Origin of the sequence: Nonomuraea sp. NPDC052129 (assembly GCF_040680095.1) — a bacterium.
In the GTDB taxonomy this organism is placed as follows: domain Bacteria; phylum Actinomycetota; class Actinomycetes; order Streptosporangiales; family Streptosporangiaceae; genus Nonomuraea.
The window spans coordinates 359,698-380,759 of record NZ_JBFAVX010000001.1; the positions used below are offsets into that span (position 1 = coordinate 359,698).

General features: G+C 70.2%; 14 protein-coding genes. 6 read left to right on the top strand and 8 right to left on the bottom strand.

The window, feature by feature from the left end; all coding sequences use genetic code 11:
- Positions 1-33: 33 nt before the first annotated feature.
- Positions 34-888 (bottom strand): PIG-L family deacetylase, encoded by an 855-nt coding sequence (locus AB0L53_RS01685; RefSeq protein ID WP_363988837.1) that lies wholly within the window; start codon positions 886-888, stop codon positions 34-36.
- Between the two features lie 209 nt (positions 889-1,097).
- Here AB0L53_RS01685 and AB0L53_RS01690 point away from each other — a divergent pair, with 209 nt between their 5' ends.
- Genes AB0L53_RS01690 through AB0L53_RS01700 form a run of 3 tightly spaced genes read left to right on the top strand, consistent with a single transcriptional unit; the run spans position 1,098 to position 3,602 of the window.
- Entirely contained in the window at positions 1,098-2,138 is a 1,041-nt protein-coding gene (locus AB0L53_RS01690; RefSeq protein ID WP_363988840.1) for a hypothetical protein, read from the top strand.
- Positions 2,135-2,767: a hypothetical protein gene (locus AB0L53_RS01695; protein ID WP_363988843.1), complete on the top strand. Its 633-nt coding sequence runs from the start codon at positions 2,135-2,137 to the stop codon at positions 2,765-2,767. Before AB0L53_RS01690 ends, AB0L53_RS01695 begins: the two co-directional genes overlap by 4 nt.
- A 10-nt stretch (positions 2,768-2,777) precedes the next feature.
- Positions 2,778-3,602 (top strand): inositol monophosphatase family protein, encoded by an 825-nt coding sequence (locus tag AB0L53_RS01700; protein ID WP_363988845.1) that lies wholly within the window; start codon positions 2,778-2,780, stop codon positions 3,600-3,602.
- Here the strand turns inward: AB0L53_RS01700 and AB0L53_RS01705 are convergent.
- Complete coding sequence (locus AB0L53_RS01705; protein ID WP_363988848.1) at positions 3,589-4,764, bottom strand: SLC13 family permease; 1,176 nt, start codon at positions 4,762-4,764, stop codon at positions 3,589-3,591. The two genes, AB0L53_RS01700 and AB0L53_RS01705, sit on opposite strands and share 14 nt — an antisense overlap.
- A gap of 170 nt (positions 4,765-4,934) precedes the next feature.
- On the opposite strand from AB0L53_RS01705, the gene AB0L53_RS01710 reads away from it, so the two are divergent.
- Positions 4,935-10,502 (top strand): TIR domain-containing protein, encoded by a 5,568-nt coding sequence (locus tag AB0L53_RS01710; RefSeq protein WP_363988851.1) that lies wholly within the window; start codon positions 4,935-4,937, stop codon positions 10,500-10,502.
- 17 nt (positions 10,503-10,519) lie between these two features.
- Here the strand turns inward: AB0L53_RS01710 and coaE are convergent, their stop codons facing one another.
- The 6 genes from coaE to polA form a co-directional block, all read right to left on the bottom strand.
- On the bottom strand, positions 10,520-11,122 hold the full coding sequence (gene coaE / locus AB0L53_RS01715) for a dephospho-CoA kinase (protein WP_363988854.1): 603 nt from the start codon (positions 11,120-11,122) through the stop codon (positions 10,520-10,522).
- Between the two features lie 26 nt (positions 11,123-11,148).
- A complete protein-coding gene (locus AB0L53_RS01720) occupies positions 11,149-11,595 on the bottom strand; it encodes a GNAT family N-acetyltransferase (RefSeq protein WP_363988857.1) in 447 nt (148 codons plus the stop codon).
- A 71-nt stretch (positions 11,596-11,666) separates the two neighbouring features.
- Complete coding sequence (locus AB0L53_RS01725; RefSeq protein ID WP_363988860.1) at positions 11,667-12,845, bottom strand: epoxide hydrolase family protein; 1,179 nt, start codon at positions 12,843-12,845, stop codon at positions 11,667-11,669.
- Between the two features lie 107 nt (positions 12,846-12,952).
- Positions 12,953-14,440, bottom strand: coding sequence for a 30S ribosomal protein S1 (rpsA, locus tag AB0L53_RS01730; protein ID WP_225291707.1), 1,488 nt, complete (start codon positions 14,438-14,440; stop codon positions 12,953-12,955).
- 200 nt (positions 14,441-14,640) lie between these two features.
- Positions 14,641-15,696 carry a polysaccharide deacetylase family protein gene (locus tag AB0L53_RS01735; protein ID WP_363988863.1) on the bottom strand — a complete coding sequence of 352 codons (1,056 nt, stop codon included), beginning with the start codon at positions 15,694-15,696 and terminating at the stop codon, positions 14,641-14,643.
- A gap of 408 nt (positions 15,697-16,104) precedes the next feature.
- Entirely contained in the window at positions 16,105-18,795 is a 2,691-nt protein-coding gene (gene polA / locus AB0L53_RS01740; protein WP_363988866.1) for a DNA polymerase I, read from the bottom strand.
- Positions 18,796-18,926: 131 nt separating this feature from the next.
- Here polA and AB0L53_RS01745 point away from each other — a divergent pair, with 131 nt between their 5' ends.
- Together AB0L53_RS01745 and AB0L53_RS01750 are read left to right on the top strand one after the other, a co-directional pair.
- A complete protein-coding gene (locus AB0L53_RS01745) occupies positions 18,927-19,271 on the top strand; it encodes a hotdog fold thioesterase (protein WP_225291836.1) in 345 nt (114 codons plus the stop codon).
- Positions 19,272-19,762: 491 nt separating this feature from the next.
- On the top strand, positions 19,763-21,052 hold the full coding sequence (locus AB0L53_RS01750) for a branched-chain amino acid ABC transporter permease (protein ID WP_358538074.1): 1,290 nt from the start codon (positions 19,763-19,765) through the stop codon (positions 21,050-21,052).
- The last annotated feature ends 10 nt before the right edge of the window (positions 21,053-21,062 follow it).

Consider the following 21,062-nt stretch of genomic DNA (forward strand, 5'->3'; position numbering starts at 1 on the left):
GGCGTGGAACGACACCTCCACGCCGCCCGGGCGTCAGTGGCGATGGCCTGTGATCTTGTACATCCGGTCGTACCAGGCCCGGTAGTGCCAGCCGGACCTGGCCCGGTAGTCGTGGCGCCGGTAGACGCCGAAGATCTCCCGCTTGAGCTCCCGCATCCGCTGCGGCACGTTGGGAGCCCAGGTCGTCATCGGGTACCCGCGGTAGGCCACCAGGCGTACCCGCCGATCCGCGGCGGCGGCGCCGGCGAAGCGGGCCGAGGCCACGTGGTCGGGGTGGTCGCACAGCCGGCAGCGCGACGGCGGGTCGGGGTCCAGGGTGCGGATCACGTTCGCCTGGTATCTGGCGTAGACGGCACGCAGCATCGCCACCACGTTCTCCCGGCTCACGCACCGCCGCTCGGCGGGGTCGAAGACGCGTACGCAGCCACGGCCGGCCCATAGCCGGGTCAGCGCGTCACGACCGCCGTCGGCCCGCGGGTCGCCGCCGTCCGGCAGCCCGGCGTAGATGAGGATCACCTTCGGCCGCTCGACCAGGGAGTCCACCTTGACGGGCAGCCCCCCGGCGGTGATCACCGTGCTGTGCCAGGCGTCGCGCACCCCCGCCAGGTGGGCGTACGCGGCGCGCAGGCCCGCGACGCGGTCCTGTGCGTACACGTACGGATCATGATGGTCGTCCAGCCCCGCGGTGCCCTCGCCCGCGGTGAGGTAGACGGTGACGCTCGGCCGCTCGCCCAGCACCCCGCCGTAGAGGTCGGGGCTCATGAACAGCAGATCGTCGTCCGGATGGGCGACGACCTGCACGAACCGTTCCCCCAGGACCAGCTCGTCGGACACCGTGGCGGCGATGGCCGGCGGCACGGGACACACCGTGTAGACGACCAGCGCCATCGCCAAAGAACCCGAGCGCAAGCTCGGTATCAACCCCTTCATCCCCACCCCCGTCCAGTAAGCGTAAAGATCTCGCGATCTCCACGCCCTACCTTTAAGGGGGATATGTCAGGTCATACTCAGGGAGGAGGCCTGCTCTTTCCGCGCACTTGGCGGGGTCGTTACCATGATTTCGGGAACTGACTGATCGTCGGATGCGGGGCAATGCGATGGCACGGTTCACGGCGGCGCTGAAGCGGATCGCCCCATGGGCGGCGCAGAACGCCGACGGCGCGATCGCACTCGGTCTGGCCATTGTAGTCGGCGTGCTCGGGATCATGCCGGACGGCATCTTCGGCAAGGAAGGCGACAAGGTCCAGGATCAGCTGGTCAGCGCGGCGACCCTGGTGATCCTGGCGCTGGTGGCCACCGCGCTGCTGCGCGACCGGGTGCGTCAGGCGCCGTTGGAGGAGACCGTCACCTCCGGCGCGCTCGCCCAGCTGCCCGTGCGGCTGGCCCGGCTCGAGGCGATCGAGGACCTGGTCACCGGCACGCGGCGGGCTCTCGATTCGCTCCAGCTGGTCAGGGTGCTCGGCAGCAGGCAGGAGATCGCGCAGGCGCACGCCGACGCCCGCAAGGACACCACGCGGTGGAGCTTCAAGGGCGGCACCGGCACCTACCTGCGCGCGGTCACGCTGCCCGAGTGCGTGGCGGCGGCCAGGAAGGTCAAGCGCCACCTCACGGTCAGGGTCGAGATCATCGACCCGGTCAACGTCGAGGTGTGCGAGACCTACGCCCACTACCGCCGCTCCCTGTCCGACGCGCCCGACGGCACCGGCGAGACCTGGACGGCCGACCGGGTCAGGAAGGAGTCGTACGCGACGATCCTGGCCGCCTTCTGGCATCGCCAGCGCTACGGGCTGCTCGACATCGGCATCGGCCTGTCGTCCACGATGACGACCTTCCGCTGGGACCTGTCGGCCACCCGCCTGATCATGACGGTCGAGGACCCCAACCGGGCGATGACCGCGCTGGCCGACACCTTCTACTACGAGAACTGCGACACCGAGCTGCGGCTCAGCTTCGAGCAGGCCCGGCTGGTGCCGCTGGAGATGTACAAGAAGGTGCCGTTGAGCGACGAGCCCACGGTCGAGGAGGTGCAGGAGCTGTTCACCCGGATCTCGATCCCGCTGCCCAGGTCCTACGACGACCGCGACGTCGTCGACATCGCCCGCAAGGCGCTGCGCGCCAGGAATCCGTACGACGCATGAGCCATCGCGATATGAGCCATCACGGCGTCTATCAGCAGCTCGCCCGGGGACAGGCGCGGCCGTGGGCGCTGGCGGCACTGTCGGGCACCGGCATCAGGGCCGTACGCCACCCGCTCGGCTTCGTCTGCCTGCCGCTGGAGCGCGACGGCGGCGAGGGGGTATGTCTCCATCTGTGGTCGCCCAGGTTCACGCACGCGGAGAGCACCACGTCGGGCATCCACTGCCACAGCTGGGACCTGCTCAGCCACGTGCTCTACGGGCAGGTGCGCAACGTGCACGCGGTGGTCACCGACGCGGTGCGCGACCCGACCCACCGGGTGTTCGAGGTGGTCAGCGCCGCCGACGGCGACCGCATCACGCCCACCCGCCGGACCGTACGTCAGGAGACGGGGCTGGTGGAGGAGTTCGGCCCCGGTGACACCTACACGCTGGCGGCCGGCCGGTTCCACAGCAGCGTCGTGCCGGCGGGCGGCGAGGCGGCCACGATCGCGCTCGGCACCGGCCGGCCGGGCAGCCGCGACCTGTCGCTGGGCCCGCTCGGCACCGGCGACCACCACGTGTCCAGGCAACCGCTCGACGACGAGGAGACGGCACTCGCCGTCCGCCTGATAGCCGCCCACCTGAGTTGAGGGGCCCCGAATGGATCTGGATCACGCTCGCGCGGTCGCCGTCACCGCCGCCGAGGCCGCGGGCGAACTACTCGTGTCCGGCACCCGTGGCGCGCTCGGCGCCCGGCCGAAGGGCGGTTCGGGCGACGTCGTCACCGAACTCGACCTGGCCTCGGAGAAACTGCTGCTCGAGCACATCCTCACCGCCTTCCCGGAGCACTCCGTCATCGCCGAGGAGTCGGGCCTGCTCGGCGCCGCCGACGGCGAGTGGACGTGGCTGATCGACCCGCTCGACGGCACCAACAACGTGGTGATCGGCCTGCCCGCCTATGTCGTCGGCCTGGCCCTGTGCCGCTCGGGACGCCCCATGCTGGGCGTGGTGCACGACCCGGTCTCGGCCCAGACCTGGTCGGCGATCCGCGGCCGCGGCGCGATCACGTCCTCCGGGGTACGGCTGGCGCCGCCGCACAACCCCTCGCCGCACGGCCCGCTGCTGGCGTGGACCCAGGGCTACTCGGTGTCCAGGGGCGACGCGACCGTACGGGCCATAAAGTACGCCCTGGAGCTGAGCGCCCGTCGGATGCTGCAACTGTGGGCCCCGCTGCTGGCATGGGCGATGCTGGCCAGGGGCGACATCGACGGCATCGTCGGCTACCGGGCCGAGGCGGTGGACCTGCCCGCGGGCGCGCTGCTCGCGCGGGAGGCGGGCATCGAGATCCGGGCGCTCGACGGCGGGCCGTTCGAGGAGGGGATCGACGGCACGCCCGACGACCGCAGCTTCGTCGCCACCCACCCGAGCGCCATGCCCGGCCTCCTCGAGGTGCTCCGCGAGAGTGGAGCTGTCAGCCGAACGTGACAAGGGCCCACACGCTGGCGAGCAGGCCGACGATCGCCAGCCCCGTGCCGGTGGCCAGGAAGCGGCGCATCGGTACGGACACGTCGTGACGGCGGCACGACTCGAACCAGAGCAGCGTCGCCAGTGACGCCCACGGCGTGACGACCGGCCCCACGTTGGTGCCGACCAGCAGGGCCAGCAATCGGTCCTGGTCGCTCGACGGGATGACCTCGGCGATGGCCTGGAAGGCGGGCAGGTTGTTGATCAGGTTCGACAGCCCGGCACCCACCGCCGCCGTCCGGTAGGGGTCGCCCTCGGCGCCGATCATCCAGCGCATCAGGTCGGCCAGGCCGTAGCGGCTGAGGGTGGGCACCACCAGGAACAGGCCCGTCACGAAGATGAGCAGCTGCCAGGGGATCAGGCTCCAGGTCAGCCGGGCGCGGTCGCGTACGACGAAGGCCACCACGACGACCAGCGCCGCCACCGAGGCGGCCACGCCGACCTGGACCTTGACCAGGAGAGCGCCGATGAACAGTAAGCAGCCCGCGGCCGCGGCGGCGAACAGCACGCGGTCGGCGACCGGCTCCAGCAGCGGCGGCGTGTAGCGCAGATCGCGACGCTGGCCCCGGCGCCAGAAGAAGACCCACAGGAAGGCCATCGTCACGGCGATCGAGACGATCTGCGGCACCCACATCCGCCCGGCGAACTGCTGCGTGTCGAGCGCGATCTTGTTGATGCCGAGCAGGTTCGTCAGGTTGGAGACCGGGAGCAGGAGGCTGGCGGTATTGGCCAGCCAGATCGTGGTCATCGCCAGGGGCAGGGCGGCGATGCGCGCCCTGGGGGCCAGCGCCAGCATGACCGGGGTGAGCAGCACCGCGGTCGTATCGAGATTCAGAAATATCGTAATAAATGAGGCGAAGGCTGTGCACAGGAAGAAGAGCGCGACGTAGTTGCCCCGCCCCAACACCGCCATCCGCGCCGCGATGGCGTCGAAGACCTGGGCCTCCTTGGTCAGCTCCGCCAGCACGATGATGCCCACCAGGAAGACGAGCAACGGCCCGATCTCATCCAGGCTGTCCACGGCTTCCCGCCACGGCAGCAGCCCGGTCGCCACGAAGACGAGGCCGAGCCCGAGCAGCCCGACCCTGATCCAGTCGAGCACACCGAGACGTCGTCGCCACACCCGTCGATGATCGCACAGCCCTGCTTATGGCCTCACTCCGTGAGGCGGGCTCGGTCGCCAAATGCCGCCGTCTTCCCCCGTCGCTCTGGTCGCTACGCTCCCGGCGCTCCTCCTCCAGACGACGGCGCTCCCTCGCCTGAAAGCACGCCCCCACAGGGGATACTGAGGGAATGGCACGTGACGGCAGGCCGACAGAGATCTTCGTCAGCTACTCCCCCGCCGACACGGCTTGGGCGACCTGGATCGCCTGGGAGTTGGAGGCGGCGGGCTACCGGACCATGATCCAGGCGTGGGACTTCGTGCCCGGCACGAACTTCATCGACTTCATGGACCGCGGCGTCAGCGAGGCGCAGGTGGTGGTGGCCGTGCTCTCGCGCAACTACCTGACCTCACGCTACGGCCGCATGGAGTGGCAGGCCGCGCTCCGCGCCGACCCCGACAACCCGTCCAACAAGCTGATCACGATCCGGCTCGAGGACGTACGCCTCGAAGGGCTGCTGTCCACGATCACCTGGGTGGACCTGCTCGGCGTCACCGATTCCGGCCAGGCCAGGGCGCTGCTGCTGGGCCGGGTCAGGGAGGCCATGTCGGGCCGGGCCAAGCCGGAGGCGGCGCCCGCCTTCCCGACAGGCGCGGGCCTGCCGCTGCCCGCGCCGACCCTGCCGCCGCCGGGCGAGCGCTCGCGGGCCCGGCGCACCCCGGTGTCGGCGCCGAAGTTCCCGCCGTCGGCCACCGCCGACCACGGCCGCGAGTCGCTGACCGTGCTGCACATCGGCGGCCCCCGGTTCGGCCGGGCGTTGCCCGATCCGGGCGAGCCGTTCACGCCTGAGGACATGCAGGCGCGGATCTGGGCGGATCTCACCGAGATGTACGACAGGGGCATGCCGCGCCCCGATCTCATGGTGGTCACCGGCGACCTGACCGAGTCGGGCAGTCTTGGGCAGTTCGGGCAGGCGACCCGCTTCATCACCGATCTGCGGCTGCTGGTCGGCCTGGAGCCGCACCGGCTGGTGATCGTGCCGGGCCCGCGCGACGTCACCAAGGCCGCGGCCAGCGCCTACTTCCTCACCTGCGAGGCCGACGACGTCTCCCCGCAGCCGCCCTACTGGCCGAAGTGGCGGCATTTCGCGGGCCTGTTCGGCGAGGTGTACCAAGGGCTGGACGACCGGGTGTTCGACGGCGGCCAGCCGTGGACGCTGTTCGAGGTGCCCGACCTGAAGGTGGTCGTCGCCGGGCTCAACTCGACGATGGCCATGAGCCACCTCGAACGCGACGCCTATCCCCTGCTCGGCGAGGGGCAGGCCGCCTGGTTCGCCGAGCGGCTGCGCCCCTACGAGGAGAGCGCCTGGCTGCGGCTCGGCGCGATCGGGCACCCGCCGGCCGCCCTGCGCGACGCGCCGGCCTACGACCGGATCCTCGCCCGGCGGCTCAACCTGCTCTTCCAGGGCGCGGGAGAGGCCGGTGAGGCCGCCGTCGCCGCGCCGCGCTCCGGCCATCACCAGGTCGTCGAGATCACCGCCGGCGGCCTGCGCACCTGGCTGCCCGGCGCCGACCGCCCCGAGCGCGTCTCCCACAGCTGGCGGGCCGCCCAGGCCACCTTCACCGGAGAGGCCCCTGCCGCCCGCGCCCCCGAGCCCGCGCCGGTCGAGCGCGAGCCGGGCCCGGTGGACCTGCTGCTCGATCGGATCACCGAGGTCTGCGAGGCCCGGCACGAGCGGGCCAGGATCCGCCGGTTCACCGCCCACCTGGTCGTCACCCATCCCGAGGACGGGTTCGTCCGGCAGACGATGATCGGCGCGCACGTGGGCGAGGTGACCGCCGCCGACGCCGCTGATTTCGTCCGGCGGGCGCACGCCGCCGACCTCGCCGCCGAGCTCGTCTACCAGGGGCCGCCCCCGGCCAGGTCGCTGCGTGACGAGCTCATGCGCAGAGGGGTGCGGCTGCGCAGCTTCACCGAGTTCCAGGGCCTGCTGGACCTGTCGGGTTATGTCGCCGAGCAGACGGCCCGGCTCACCAACGACCGCCGCTACCCGCCCAGCCTGTACGTCCCCCAGCGCTACCGCGAGCTCGACCGCCCCGGACACCAGGTCAGGGAGGGCCTGACCGACGAGCTGATGCGCCTGCTGGCCGCCGACCACGGCCGGTTCCTGCTGCTGCTGGGCGATTTCGGCCACGGCAAGACGTTCGCGCTGCGCGAGCTGGCCAGGCGCATCCCGGCCGAGCTGCCGCACCTGACGCCGATCCTGATCGAGCTGCGGGCCCTGGACAAGGCCCACTCCGTGGACGCGCTGGTCGCCGCCCACCTGGCCGGCCACGGGGAGGAGTTCATCGACCTCAAGGCGTTCCGCTACCTGCTGCGGCAGGGACGGATCGTGCTGCTGTTCGACGGGTTCGACGAGCTCGTCACCCGGCTCACCTATGACCGGGCGGCCGACCACCTGTCGACGTTACTCGCCGCGGCCGAGGACAAGGCGAAGATCGTGGTCGCCAGCCGTACCCAGCACTTCAAGTCGCACTCCCAGGTGCTCACCTCGCTCGGCGAGATGGTCGGCGTACTGCCGCAGCGGCGGGTCCTCAGCGTCGAGGACTTCACGCACGACCAGATCCGCGCTTACCTCGCCAACCGCTTCGACGACGGCGACGCGGCGGCGGCGCGCATGTCGCTGATGGAGAGCATCACGGACCTGCTCGACCTGGCCCAGAACCCGCGGATGCTGAGCTTCATCGCCGACCTCGACGCCGACCGGCTGCGTACGGTGGCCGGCGCCCGCCACACGATCAGCCCGGCGCTGCTCTACGAGGAGATCCTCGGCTCGTGGCTGGCCTTCGAGGAGCGGCGGGCCAGGGTGCCGGGGTCGCCGACTCCGCTGACCACCGATGAGCTGTGGCAGGTCGTGACTGGGCTCGCGCTGCGGCTGTGGGACTCGGGCGAGTCGCTGCTGGGCGTCGACGAGCTGACCGAGTACGCCGAGACGCTGACCGGTCTGGCCGGCGGGCAGCTGTCCGCCGAGCACGCCGCCCACGCGGTGGGCTCGGGGAGCCTGCTGGTACGCACCGAGGAGGGCATGTTCGGATTCATCCACTCCTCGGTCATGGAGTGGCTGATCGCCCGGCACATCGCCGCCACGATCGAGGCGCCGGTGTGGCTGTCGCGCCGGCCGCTGTCGGCGCTGACCGTCGAGTTCCTGTGCGACCTGGCCGACGTACGGGCGCTGCGGGCGTGGGTGGCCGACCCGCCCGCCGACGACGTGTCCCGGGCGAACGCGGTCAAGATCTCGGCGCGGCTGCGTACCCCCGCCAGGGCCGACCTGCGAGGCGCGAACCTCAAGGGCGAGGACCTGTCGGCCAGGGACCTGCAGGAGGTCGACCTGACCGGGGCCGACCTGACCGACGCCACGCTCGTCGGCACGAACCTGTCCCGAGCCGTCCTGCGCGACGCCAAGCTGGCCGGGGCCCGGCTCGACGGCGCCAAGCTGGCGGGCGCCGACCTGACCGGGGCCGACCTGTCGGGCGCGCGGCTGGCCCACACGGACCTGAGCGACGTCTCCGCCGAGGGCGCCCGGTGGCACCGGGCCACGCTGATCAACGTGACGGGCACGCTGCCGCACCTGCCGGGCGCCTCCGTGGTGCCGGGCCAGCCGGTGGAGATCCAGCTCGCGCCCGCCGCGATCGGCGTGCCGTACGGCTATCACTTCCAGACCAGCCGGCTCCCGGAGCCCATCGCGTACACCCCCGACGGGTCCACGCTCGCAGTCGGCCACGAGGACGGCGGCGTGCTGATGTGCGTGGCCGGCGCGCCCGTGCGGACGCTGCAGGGGCACGCGGGCCGTGTGTACGCGGTCTCGTTCGCCGGGGGTCTGCTGGCCACCGGCGCGAGCGACGGCCTGGTCGTGCTCTGGGACGCCCTCACCGGCGCGCACCTGCGCGAGCTGCGCGGCCACGCCGACGGGGTCTGGCCGGTGCGCCTCAGCCCGTCGGGCGAGCTGGTCGCGGCGGGCGGCGGCGACGGCGTCATCCGCGTCTGGGACACCGCCACCGGCCGCCTCGTCCACGAGCTCGCGGGCCACCAGGCACCCGTCTACACGGTGTCGTTCGGCGACTCGGTGCTGGTCAGCGGCGACTCGGCGGGCGTGGTACGCCTCTGGGACCTGGCGTCCGGGCAGGTGACGGGCACGCTCGACGGCCACCGCGGCTCGGTCTACCGTGCGGTCCACAGCCCGGACGGGTCACTGCTGGCCACCGGCGACGAGGCGGGGACGGTACGCCTGTGGGACGCGGCCTCCTGGGCCCTGCGGCACGAGCTGAAGGGCCATTCCGGCAGCGTCTACTGCCTGACCTTCACGCCCGACGGCTCCCTGCTGGCCAGCGGCGACACGGCCGGGGCCGTACGCCTGTGGGACCCGGCCGGTCAGGCCCACGGCGTCCACACCAGCCACGCCGGGTCCGTCTACCAGGTGGTCTTCTCCCCCGACGGCCGCACGCTGGCCAGCGGCGACTCCAACGGCGTCGTCCGGCTGCAGGAGGTGGGCGGCGGCCGGCGGGTCGAGCTGACCGGGCATCGCAGCTCGGTCTGGCCGTTCGTGTTCCGGCCCGACGGCGAGCAGCTGGCCACCAGCAGCAACGACGGGACGGTACGCCTCTGGGATCCGGCCAGCGGCCAGTGCCAGCGGGTGCTGCGCGGCCACGGCAGGCGGATCTCCTCGGTCAGGTTCAGCGCCGACGGCTCGATGCTGGCCACCAGCGGCAACGACGGCGTCGTCCGCGTCTGGGAGCCGCGCACGGGCCGCCGCCTGCGCGAGGTCACCGGCACCGCCGACCGGCTCATCTCGGCCCTGTTCTCACCTGCCGGGCCGGTCCTGGCCACCGCCAGCAACGACGGCGGCGTACATTTCTGGAACGCCGTCACCGGCGACTACGAGCGCGAGCTCAACGCCGAGACCGACCACGTGTGGGCCGAGGCGTTCAGCCCCGACGGCACGCTGCTGGCCACGGCCAACGACGACGACAGCGTACGGATCTGGTACCGGCCGACCAGCCGCCTGGTGAGCAACCTGGCCGACCACCGGGGCCGCGTCCGCTCGATCGCCTTCAGCCCCGACGGCCGTTTCGTGGCCACGGGCTGCGACGACCGGCTTGTACGCATCTGGCACGTCGAGTCCGGGGGCCGGATCGCTACCTTGGAAGGCCATACCGACCGGGTCTACTCAGTCGTGTTCTCGCCCTCGGGCAAGTACCTGGCCAGCGCCGGCAACGACGGCCTCGCCATGGTCTGGGAGCTGCGTCCCGGCCAGCCCTGGCAGCCGCGCCTGCGGCACACGCTCGGCCGGCCCGCGGGGCGGCTGTGGAGCGTCGCGTTCGACGCCACGGGCGAGCGGCTGGCGACCGGCGGCGACGACCTCATGGTGCGGGTCTGGGACACGGCGACGGGGCGGCCACTGCACACGCTGGCGGGTCACTCGCGGCGGGTGTGGTCGGTGGCGTTCAGCCCCTCGGCGGACCTGCTGGCCAGTGCCGGGGATGACGGGGTGGTGATCCTCTGGGCGGGGACGGAGCGGCGGGCCACCCTGCTGGGTCTGCCGGAGGGGTGGGCGGCGCTGTCCCCCGACGGCCGGTACAAGATTCAGGGGGAGGTTTCCGGGCAGTTCTGGCATGTCATCGGGATGTCGCGGTTCGAGCTGGGTGAGCTGGACCCGTATCTGCCCGGTGTCCGCCAGGTGCCGCTCGACTCCCCGTTCTGAGCCCCCGTCCCGACCGGTCAGCCGCGGCCCGCTCGGGTCAGCAGGTCGTCCCAGACCTGGGCGACCCTGGCCTCCAGGTCGTCCAGGTCGCCCTCGTTGTCGATCACGATGTCGGCGATCGCCAGCCGGTCCTGGCGGGTCGCCTGCGCCGCGATGCGGGCCTTGGCGTCGTGCTCCGGCATGCCGCGGTGCTCGGCCAGGCGGGCGATGCGCACCTCGTCGGCGGCGTCCACGACGATCACCACGTCGTACATCGGCGCCAGCCGGTTCTCCGCGAGCAGCGGCACGTCGTAGACCATGATCGCGTCGTCGGCCGTCCGGCTCTGCAGGTCGGCGACCCGCTCCCCCACCAGCGGATGCACGATGCCGTTGAGCGTCGCCAGCTTGTCGGGGTCGGCGAAGACGATGGCGCCCAGCTTCTCCCGGTTGAGTGAGCCGTCAGGGAGGAGCACCTCGTCGCCGAACACGCCCACCACGCGGGCCAGACCCGGAGTGCCGGGCTCCACCACCTCGCGGGCGATCTTGTCGGCGTCGATCACGACGGCGCCCCTCGCAGCGAGGCGCTTGGAGACCTCGCTCTTGCCCGATCCGATGCCGCCGGTGAGGCCGATTTTCAGCACGCGGAAAGCCTATCCGCGATCGTGGATCAGCGGCGCATGTGCACCAGAGTGAGATGGTCGTCCATGCGCTCCCTGTGGGTCTCGCGGTAGCCCAGGCTGCGGTAGAGGCGCAGGTTGCCGTCGGACAGGTGGCCGGTGAACAGGTCGAAGGCCGTCGCCTCCGGCATCCGCTCGTGCAGCGTCCGCATCAGCGCCCGGCCCAGACCCTGACGCTGCCGGTCGGGCGCCACCACCAGGCGGCCGACCAGGCAGGTGGTGCCGGCCAGCTGGCCGCGTACGGCTCCCACGATCCGGCCGGCGTCGGTGGCCTTGAGCACGAGGCCGGTCTCGATGACCTTACGGACCTGCTCCACGGACTCCAGGAGCGGCGGCAGGAAGGGGTCGCCGTACAGCTGGGCCTCGCTCACGTACGCGGCCCGTTGCAGGGTGAGGATCTCACCGGCGTCCTCCGGCAGCGCACGCTCGATTTCCACGCGAGCACCTTACTGCAGCCTCACCCCAGCGGGACCTGCCGCGCCCCACTCAGAGCTCCCTCCGGAAGCCGCTACCGCGCCCCTTCCAGAGCTTCCGGTGCCCCTCCCAGCCGCCCTTCCAGGGTTCCGAAGAACGTGCGGATGCTCCGTACCAGCGGCTCGGGCGAGTTCATCGCCACCATGTGGCTGTCGCCGTGCTCGCCCGCCCAGTGGACGACCCGATTCCCGCGCTCGGCGATGCGCCGGAGCAGCGGAGAGCCGCCGTGCGACACCCCGCTCGGCACCGCGGTCTGGTTGATCGGCATGCCCGCCGCCCCCTCGTAGTACGTCCACGACGATGAGCCGCCCGTCGCGGTCAGCCAGTAGAGGCTCGCGTTCGTGAGCACCAGGTCACGGTCGATGGGCTCGGCGGCCTCCTCGTCGGGCCAGCCGTCGAACTCCTTGAACCGCTCCACCAGGTAGGCCAGCTGCGCCACCGGCGAGTCGGTGAAGCCGAAGCTCAGCGTCTGCGGCCGCTTGGCGAGGTACGGCCCATAGCCGCTGCCTCCGGCGAACCGCTGGGTCAGGTCCGCGAGCTCGGCCAGCTCCGCCTCGGTGGCGTCGGCGAGCTCGGCCGGATCGCCGGTGGGGATGCCGAGCCCGGCGGTGATGTGCGAGCCGATCACATGATCTCTGTCGATGGCCGCCAGTTGCGGGGTGACCAGGGCCCCGGCGTCGTTGCCGTGGGCGCCGTACCGCTCGTACCCGAGTCGTTCCATCAGCTCGGCCCAGGTCCGCGCCACCCGTACGATGCTCCAGGGCCGCTCGTCGGCGGGCTCGGGGAACGGCGAGAAGCCGAAACCGGGCAGCGAGGGGGCCACCACGTGGAAGGCCGTGGCCGGGTCGAGGCCGTGGGCGCGCGGGTCGGTGAGCGGGCCGATGACGTTCAGGAATTCGGCGACGGTGTTCGGCCAGCTGTGCGTGAGGATCAGCGGCAGCGCGCCGGGCTCCGGCGAGCGTACGTGCATAACGTGCACGCGCTGCCCGTCGATGTCCGTGGTGAACTGCGGGAAGGCGTTGAGCTTGGCCTCCTGCGCCCGCCAGTCGAACCCGTCGGCCCAGTACGCGGCCAGGTCACGCAGGTAACCGACCGGGACGCCCCGGCTCCAGCCGCCGCCCGGCAGCGTCCGCGGCCAGCGGGTACGGGTGAGCCGGTCCTTCAGGTCGTCGAGGTCGGCTTGCGGAATGGTGATGCGGAAGGGTTCGATCATGTGCCAACCCTAGGAAGCATCGCGGAAAGGAACGTTCCGCATTAACCCAAAAGAAAAACCCCGCACCGGATGGTGCAGGGTTTTTCTCTGTCAGCTAGTCAACCAGGTCAGCTCTGGCCGCCCGCGAGCTTCTCGCGCAGAGCCGCGAGAGCCTCGTCGGAGGCGAGGGCGCCGGCCGCCGGAGCGGACGAGCCCGAGCTGCTGGCCGGAGCCGCGGTCTCACCGGTGTAGGACGAGGGAGCGGCTTCGCCCGCCTCGGCCTCCGCCTTGCGAGCCTCTTCGATCTGCTTCTTGTGCGCCTCGAAGCGGGTCTGGGCCTCGGCGTACTGCCGCTCCCACTCCTCGCGCTGCTTGTCGAAGCCCTCGAGCCACTCACCGGTCTCCGAGTCGAAGCCCTCGGGGTAGATGTAGTTGCCCTGGTCGTCGTAGGTCGCCGCCATGCCGTAGAGCGTCGGGTCGAACTCGACCTCGGCGCCACTGACACCCTCGTTGGCCTGCTTCAGCGAGAGGCTGATGCGACGCCGGTCGAGGTCGATGTCGATGATCTTGACGAAGATCTCGTCGCCGACCTGGACGACCTGCTCCGGGATCTCCACGTGGCGCTCGGCCAGCTCGGAGATGTGGACCAGGCCCTCGATGCCCTCCTCGACCCGGACGAACGCGCCGAACGGCACCAGCTTGGTGACGCGACCCGGCACGACCTGGCCGATCTGGTGGGTGCGGGCGAACTGCTGCCACGGGTCTTCCTGAGTGGCCTTGAGCGACAGGGAGACGCGCTCGCGCTCCATGTCGACATCGAGGACCTCGACCGTGACCTCCTGGCCGACCTCGACAACCTCGGAGGGGTGGTCGATGTGCTTCCAGGACAGCTCGGACACGTGGACCAGGCCGTCGACGCCGCCGAGATCCACGAACGCACCGAAGTTGACGATCGAGGAGACGACGCCCTTGCGGACCTGCCCCTTCTGGAGGGTGTTGAGGAACGTCTGGCGAACCTCGGACTGCGTCTGCTCGAGCCAGGCGCGGCGGGACAGGACCACGTTGTTGCGGTTCTTGTCCAGCTCGATGATCTTCGCCTCGAGCTCGCGGCCGACGTACGGCTGCAGGTCGCGGACACGGCGCATCTCGACCAGGGACGCCGGCAGGAAGCCACGGAGGCCGATGTCGAGGATGAGTCCACCCTTGACGACCTCGATGACGGTGCCGGTGACGATGCCGTCCTCGTCCTTGATCTTTTCGATCGTGCCCCAGGCGCGCTCGTACTGAGCGCGCTTCTTGGACAGGATCAGGCGGCCCTCTTTGTCCTCCTTCTGGAGAACCAGGGCTTCGACGTGTTCGCCGACCTCCACGACGTCCGCTGGGTCGACATCGTGCTTGATCGAAAGCTCACGCGAGGGGATGACACCCTCGGTCTTGTAGCCGATATCGAGAAGGACCTCGTCTCGATCGACCTTGACGACGGTGCCCTCGACGATGTCGCCGTCGTTGAAGTACTTGATGGTCTCGTCGATCGCTGCGAGGAAGGCTTCCTCGGACCCGATGTCGTTGACCGCTACCTGCGGGGTGCTCGAGGTGGCCTCAGTGCTGGACGTCATGTGTGGAATTGCTCCGAACGCGGACAGGATGTCGATGTGGCGGACGCGCGGCAGGCCCTCTTCCGCATCAAGCCGAGAAATAACGACATCGACGTGACCGAGCGCGAGCCCGCTCCGTCTGAGGCGCGCGCGAGCCCACAGCGCAGCGATCAGCATATGAGACGTTGAGCGTGGGGTCAATCCAACCGGCCCCGCACTGGTCAGTAAACGATCAGCTGATCTTTCCGCTTCGGGGTGATATTACCCTGAAGACGCTGCGGGATGGAGATCTTCGCGGGGTCCCCGTCGGACACGTAGCGCTCGCCTGGGTGCTTGTTCAGCCACTCCAGCCAGTACTGCGAGCACCATTTGCGGCATTCGCCCTTTTTGCCGTTGCTCTGGATGCGCTGGATGGCCACGGGGTCGAATTTTTTCGCAAAGGGCGAAAGCGACGGCTCGGCCCCGGCCAGGAAGACCCCCGCGAAGTCGTAGGACGTGCCGTCCCACTCACCGTGCCGGGCGATCTTCTTCGGGTGCGGCATCGCCCCGAACGGCAGGGCCATGGTGACGGCGGGCCCGGCGCCGAGCTTCTTCAGCAGCCGTTCGAGCCGGACGATCTGCTCCTTGACCTTCTTCTTCCGCATGGCGGCCAGATTGGGGTGGGACCAGGTGTGGTTGGCCACCTCGAACCCGTGCTCGACCAGCCACCGCACGGCCACCGCCTGCTGGTCGGGCTGCCGCAGCCCGAACGGGTCGTGGTTGATCCACAGCGTGGCGACCGGCCGGAACTCGGGATAGCGCCGGGCCACGTCGAGGAGCACCCCGACCGCGGTGTCCGGCGCGGGGTTGCCGCTCGCGTCGAGCCTGAAATGGCTCTCGTGCCCGTCGTCGAAGGTCAGCACCACGGGGAAGCGGCCGGCGGGCACCCGGATGTCGCCGGTGGCGAACTCCTTGGCGGTGATCGGCGCGTAGCCCTGCTTGGCCAGCTTCTCCAGCTCTTTTCGCAGCTGGTCGGGCGTGCGGTCGATGGAGGCGATCCGCTTCTTGAGTATCCGGTGGTACATCAGCACCGGCACCAGCCCGAGCTCGTTGGCCCTGACCTGCTTGGCGAACTCCGGCGTGGACACCACCCCGGGCGGCTCGGCGAACGTCGGCACGGGCTCGGCGGGGGTGGGCTGCGCGGACTGCTCGATCTTGGCCACCGCCGGCGGCCCGGGCACGGACCGGCCGGAGGAGGACTGCAGCATCAGCCCGATGACCGCCACTGACACGACCATGACGTTCGCGAGGGCGATTAACCGGGGGAAGGACGCTGACGATCGCACAAGGCTCCCGTGCCACTCGGGGGAAATTACCCTCAGGGTAGTCCAGAACCCCGTATTGGCCGCCGTTCGCGACCCGCCGGACCACCCTGCTTCACGGTGTGGGACCGCCGCCGCTCAGCGCCAGACGGTCCCACCGGACAAAGATCGACTTGCCCCACCGTACGGGGGTAAACGTCCGGTACGGCGAGATCGGTCACGCGGCCCCTCACGAGCGTCAGGGGGATCGGTCACGCGGCCCCTCACGAGCGTCAGGGGATCGGTCACGCCGCCCCTCACGCTCACCGTCACAAGCGTCAGGGGCCGGTCAGCCGGATCGGCCGCGCGAGCCCCCACGCTCGTCGTCGCGAGCGTTGGGGGCGGTCAGTGGCCCGCGTCCTCCCAGGTGCGGCCGACGCCCACGGAGACCTCCAGCGGGACCCGCAGGTGGTAGGCGGCGTTCATCTGGTCGCACACGAGGGCGCGGAGCCGGTCGAGCTCGCCGGGGGCCACCTCGAACACCAGCTCGTCGTGGACCTGCAGCAGCATCCGGGAGCCCAGCCCTTCCTCCCTCATCGCCTGGGAGACGTTGAGCATGGCCACCTTGATGATGTCGGCCGCCGAGCCCTGGATGGGCGCGTTGAGCGCCATGCGCTCGGCCATCTCCCGGCGCTGCCGGTTGTCGCTGGTCAGGTCGGGCAGATAGCGGCGGCGGCCCATGATGGTCTCGGTGTAGCCGTCGGTGCGCGCCTGCTGGACGATGGCCTGCAGGAAGTCGCGGACGCCGCCGAATTCCTGGAAGTATTCCTCCTTGAGCGCCCGCGCCTCGGCCACCGGGATGTTGAGCTGCCCGGAGAGCCCGAAGTCGGACAGGCCGTAGGCGAGGCCGTAGTTCATCGCCTTGATGCGCGCCCGCAGCTCGCCGTCGATCTGCTCGGGCGGCAGGTCGAACACCCGGGCCGCGGTCGCCTGGTGGAAGTCGTGGCCCGACTCGAAGGAGGCGATCAGCGCCTCGTCGCCCGACAGGTGGGCCATGATGCGCAGCTCGATCTGGCTGTAGTCAGCCGTGAGCAGCGTCTCGTAGCCCGCGCCGACCACGAAGCCCTGCCGGATGCGGCGGCCCTCGGAGGTGCGGATCGGGATGTTCTGGAGATTGGGCTTCTCCGACGACAGGCGGCCCGTGGCCGCGATGATCTGGTTGAACGTGGTGTGGATCCGCCCGTCGTCGGAGACCTCCTTGATCAGGCCCTCGACGGTGGTGCGCAGCTTGGTCTGGTCGCGGTGGCGCAGCATGATGACCGGCAGCTCGTGCTCGGTCTGCGTGGCGAGCCAGGCCAGCTGGTCGGCGTCGGTGCTGTAGCCGGTCTTGATCTTCTTCGTCTTGGGCAGGTTGAGCTTGGTGAACAGGATCTCCTGCAGCTGCTTGGGCGAGCCCAGGTTGAACTGCTCGCCGACGGCCGCGTGCGCCTCCTCGACCGCGTGCTTGACCGCGGCGCCGAACTCGGCCTCCAGAGCGGCGAAGTATTCGCTGTCGACGGCGATGCCCGCGCGCTCGATCTCCGCCAGCACGCTCAGCAGCGGGAGCTCCACGTCGGTCAGCAGCTGGGTGCCGCCGCGACCGGTCAGGAAGGTCTCCAGCGCCTCGGCCAGCTCGCGCACGGCGTGGGCGCGCAGCGCCAGGTCCTTGGCCGGGGCGTCCTCGTCGTCGCCGAACAGCGCGGCCTGCCCGCTGGACTCCTCCTCGGCGCGCAGGTCGCGGTTGAGGTAGCGCCGGGCCAGGTCTTCGAGGGCGAACGTGCGCTGGCCGGGCATCGCCAGGTAGGCCGCCAGGGCCGTGTCGCAGGTCAGGCCCTTGAGGCTCATGCCCTGCGCCCAGAGCGCCAGGATCGGGCCCTTGGCGTCGTGGACGGCCTTGGGCCGGTCGGCGTCGGCCAGCCAGGCCCGCAGCGCGACCTCGTCGGACTCGGTGAGCTTGACCGGGTCGATGAAGGCGGCCGTGCCATCGGGCGAGGCGATCGCGAGGGCGTCGATGCGCCCGGTGCCGCTGCCGTAGGCGCCCTTGACGGCCAGGCCCGCCCGGCCGGCGGGCAGCGCGGACAGCCAGCCCGCGACCCGGTCGGGGCCGAGGATGATGGTCTCCACCTCGAAGCCCTGGTCGGGCTCCTGCTCGCCGGTGCCGAGCACCTTGAAGACGCGCTCGCGCAGCTCGCCGCGGATCTGCAGGGTGTCGAAGAGCTTGTTGACCTCTTCGCGCTCCCAGACGCCCTGCTTGAGCTCGCCCAGGTCGACCTCCATCGGGACGTCGCGCAGCAGCTCGGTGAGCCGGCGGTTCATCAGCACCTGGGCGACGTGCTCGCGCAGCTTGTCGCCGACCTTGCCCTTGACCTCGTCGACCCGGTCGACCAGCGCGGTCAGCGAGCCGAACTCGCGAACCCACTTGGCGGCGGTCTTCTCGCCGACGCTGGGGATGCTGAGCAGGTTGTCGCTGGGGTCGCCGCGCAGCGCCGCGAAGTCGGGGTATTGGACCGGGGTCAGGCCGTATTTCTCCTCGACGGCCTCGGGCGTGAACCTGGTCATGTCGCTGATGCCGCGGCGCGTCATCAGGACCGTGACGTGCTCGTCGACCAGCTGGAGCGCGTCGCGGTCGCCGGTGACGATCAGCACGTTCATGCCCTCGGCGCTGGCCCGGGTGGCGAGCGTGGCGATGAGGTCGTCGGCCTCGAACCCGGCCTTGGACAGGTGCGGGACGCGCAGCGTGTCGAGGAGCTCGTAGATGAGCTGCATCTGACCCCGGAAGTCTTCGGGGGTCTCGCTCCTGTTGGCCTTGTAGTCGGCGTACTCCTCGTGCCGGAACGTCGGCTCCGACCGGTCGAACGCGACGGCCACGTGCGACGGCTGCTCGTCGCGCAGGATGTTGGTCAGCATCGAGGTGAACCCGTAGACCGCCTCGGTGTGCTGACCGTCGGTGGTCATGAGGTTGGCGTCCTTGAGCGCGTAGAACGCGCGATAGGCCAGGGAATGCCCGTCGAGCAGCAACAGGCACGGGCGGCTGGGGGTCACTTCACTCTTCGGCACACAAGCAGCCTAGTCTCCATCTCCGACAGAAAACCTGAGCTCGGAAGACTGGAGGACTCCCCTTGACGCGGATCGACCCGGTGGATTTCCAGACGTTGAACGCCGTCCACGAAGGCACGCTCCCCGACCGGATGGGCATCGAGTTCGTCGAGGCCAGCGCGGAGCGGGTCGTGGGCCGGATGCCGGTCGCGGGCAACACCCAGCCGTACGGCCTGCTGCACGGCGGTGCGTCCGTCGTGCTCGCCGAGACGCTCGGCTCGACCGGCGCGGCCATCCACGCGGGCGCGGACCGCATCGCCGTCGGCATCGAGATCAACGCCACCCACCACCGATCGGCCACCTCCGGCTTCGTCACCGGCGTGGCGACCCGGCTGCACGGCGGCCGCTCGCTGGCCACGTACGAGATCGAGATCACCGACGAGCAGGGGCGGCGCGTGTGCACCTCCCGGCTGACCTGCATGCTGCGCGATCGCTGACCCGCGTGCCATGCACGTGACGCGCATGCCGTGCGATCGCCGACGTACATGCGGCACGATCGGCGACCCGCGGGCTGCGTGATCACTGAACGCCACGCGACTTTCCGGCTCTCTTTGCACACGAGCCCCGTGGGTCGCTACGGTTGTCCAAGCGGAGCCCGCGGGGAGGCCGAGTAGATAACGTGTGAGGCCGGGGAAGCCCTACATGGTCCCAAAGGTCCTCTTCCGCGGGCTCGTTCACGTTCTGCAGCGATGGTTATGCATTAGCGCCCCTGAAGCGCCAGGCGTCTAGCGGCATTTAGCCCCTGACCTGGCGTCTTGGTTCCTCACGCGAGCGACACGCACGTGTCACTAATTGGTGACGAACGATACTGAACCGGGCGCGACCAGAATAAGCTCCCGCCACAGCATCCAGTTTTGTTGTGCCTGCGATGCCCACGTGTCGAGATGGAGGGGCACAACCCCGCCTTGACCTATTTGAGGGAGCACCATTGCGCAGAGCCGTGATCGCGTTCACGGCCTTCCTGGGTGGACTCATCTTCCTGCTCGCGGTCCCCGCCCAGGCGGCGGCCCCCGATCAGGGTTTGAAGGGAACACTCAAACTCCAAGGCCAACCAGTGAACGGCGTGAAAATCGTCGTGACCACCGAAGGCGGACAACCCGTCAAGGAGGTCACAAGCAACGCCCAGGGCGCGTGGGAAGTCCCGGTCGACAAACCGGGCAAGTACAAGGTCACGCTGGATGTCAAGACGCTTCCTGCCAACGCGGCGATCCGGGGCGGCAACGCCGTCCGCACCCCGACCGTCTTTTCCGGCAACATGTCCACCGTCTTGTTCGCCTTGCAGCCCAAGGGCGCGGCGGGTCAACCGGCCCCGGACGAGGGCGCCGAGACCAGCCCCTTCTTGGACCAGGCGGCACAGCTCACCTTCGAGGGCCTGAACCTCGGCCTGATCATCGCGCTGGCCGCGCTCGGCCTCTCGCTGATCTACGGCACCACGGGCCTGACCAACTTCGCCCACGGTGAGCTCGTCACGATGGGCGCGCTGCTCGCCTACATGTTCAACGTGGGCTTCGGCCTGCATCTGATCCCCGCGGCCGTGATCGCGGTGATCGCGGGAGGCGCGCTCGGTTACCTTCAGGACCGCTTCTTCTGGGGGCAGCTGCGCAGGCGCGGCACCGGCACCATCGCCATGATGATCATCTCGATCGGTGTAGCGCTCTTCCTGCGCTATGTCTTCCTGATCCTGTTCGGCGGGCAGAACGAGTCGTTCGCCCAATACACCGCCCAGCCGGGCATCGAGATCGGCCCGATCTCCGCGGCTCCGAAGAACTTCGTCGCGATGGGCATCGAGCTGGTGGTCCTCATCATCGTCGGCATGGCGCTGCTGCGCACCCGCACCGGCAAGGCGGCCCGCGCGGTCGCCGACAACCCGGCGCTGGCCGCCTCCTCGGGCATCAACGTCGACCGGGTCATCCGCATCATCTGGACCACGGGCGGCGCCATCGCGGCGCTGGCCGGCATCATGCTCGGCCTGTCGCAAAACCTGAAATACACCATGGGCCAGGACATCCTGCTGCTCATCTTCGCCGGTGTGACGCTCGGCGGGCTCGGCACCGCGTTCGGCGCCCTGGTGGGCTCGCTCGTGGTCGGCCTGTTCATCCAGGTCTCCACGCTGTGGGTGCCGCCGGAGCTCAAGAGCGTCGGCGCGCTGGCCGTACTCATCATCGTGCTCCTCTTCCGGCCACAGGGCATCCTGGGCCGCCGAGAGCGGATCGGCTGACGGGGGGAGT

Coding starts and splice junctions, on each gene's coding strand:
- AB0L53_RS01685 (WP_363988837.1), bottom strand. CDS start 888: ATGGCGCTGGTCGTCTACACGGTGTGTCCCGTGCCGCCGGCCATCGCC.
- AB0L53_RS01690 (WP_363988840.1), top strand. CDS start 1,098: ATGGCACGGTTCACGGCGGCGCTGAAGCGGATCGCCCCATGGGCGGCG.
- AB0L53_RS01695 (WP_363988843.1), top strand. CDS start 2,135: ATGAGCCATCGCGATATGAGCCATCACGGCGTCTATCAGCAGCTCGCC.
- AB0L53_RS01700 (WP_363988845.1), top strand. CDS start 2,778: ATGGATCTGGATCACGCTCGCGCGGTCGCCGTCACCGCCGCCGAGGCC.
- AB0L53_RS01710 (WP_363988851.1), top strand. CDS start 4,935: ATGGCACGTGACGGCAGGCCGACAGAGATCTTCGTCAGCTACTCCCCC.
- AB0L53_RS01725 (WP_363988860.1), bottom strand. CDS start 12,845: ATGATCGAACCCTTCCGCATCACCATTCCGCAAGCCGACCTCGACGAC.
- rpsA (WP_225291707.1), bottom strand. CDS start 14,440: ATGACGTCCAGCACTGAGGCCACCTCGAGCACCCCGCAGGTAGCGGTC.
- AB0L53_RS01735 (WP_363988863.1), bottom strand. CDS start 15,696: ATGGTCGTGTCAGTGGCGGTCATCGGGCTGATGCTGCAGTCCTCCTCC.
- AB0L53_RS01745 (WP_225291836.1), top strand. CDS start 18,927: ATGGGCATCGAGTTCGTCGAGGCCAGCGCGGAGCGGGTCGTGGGCCGG.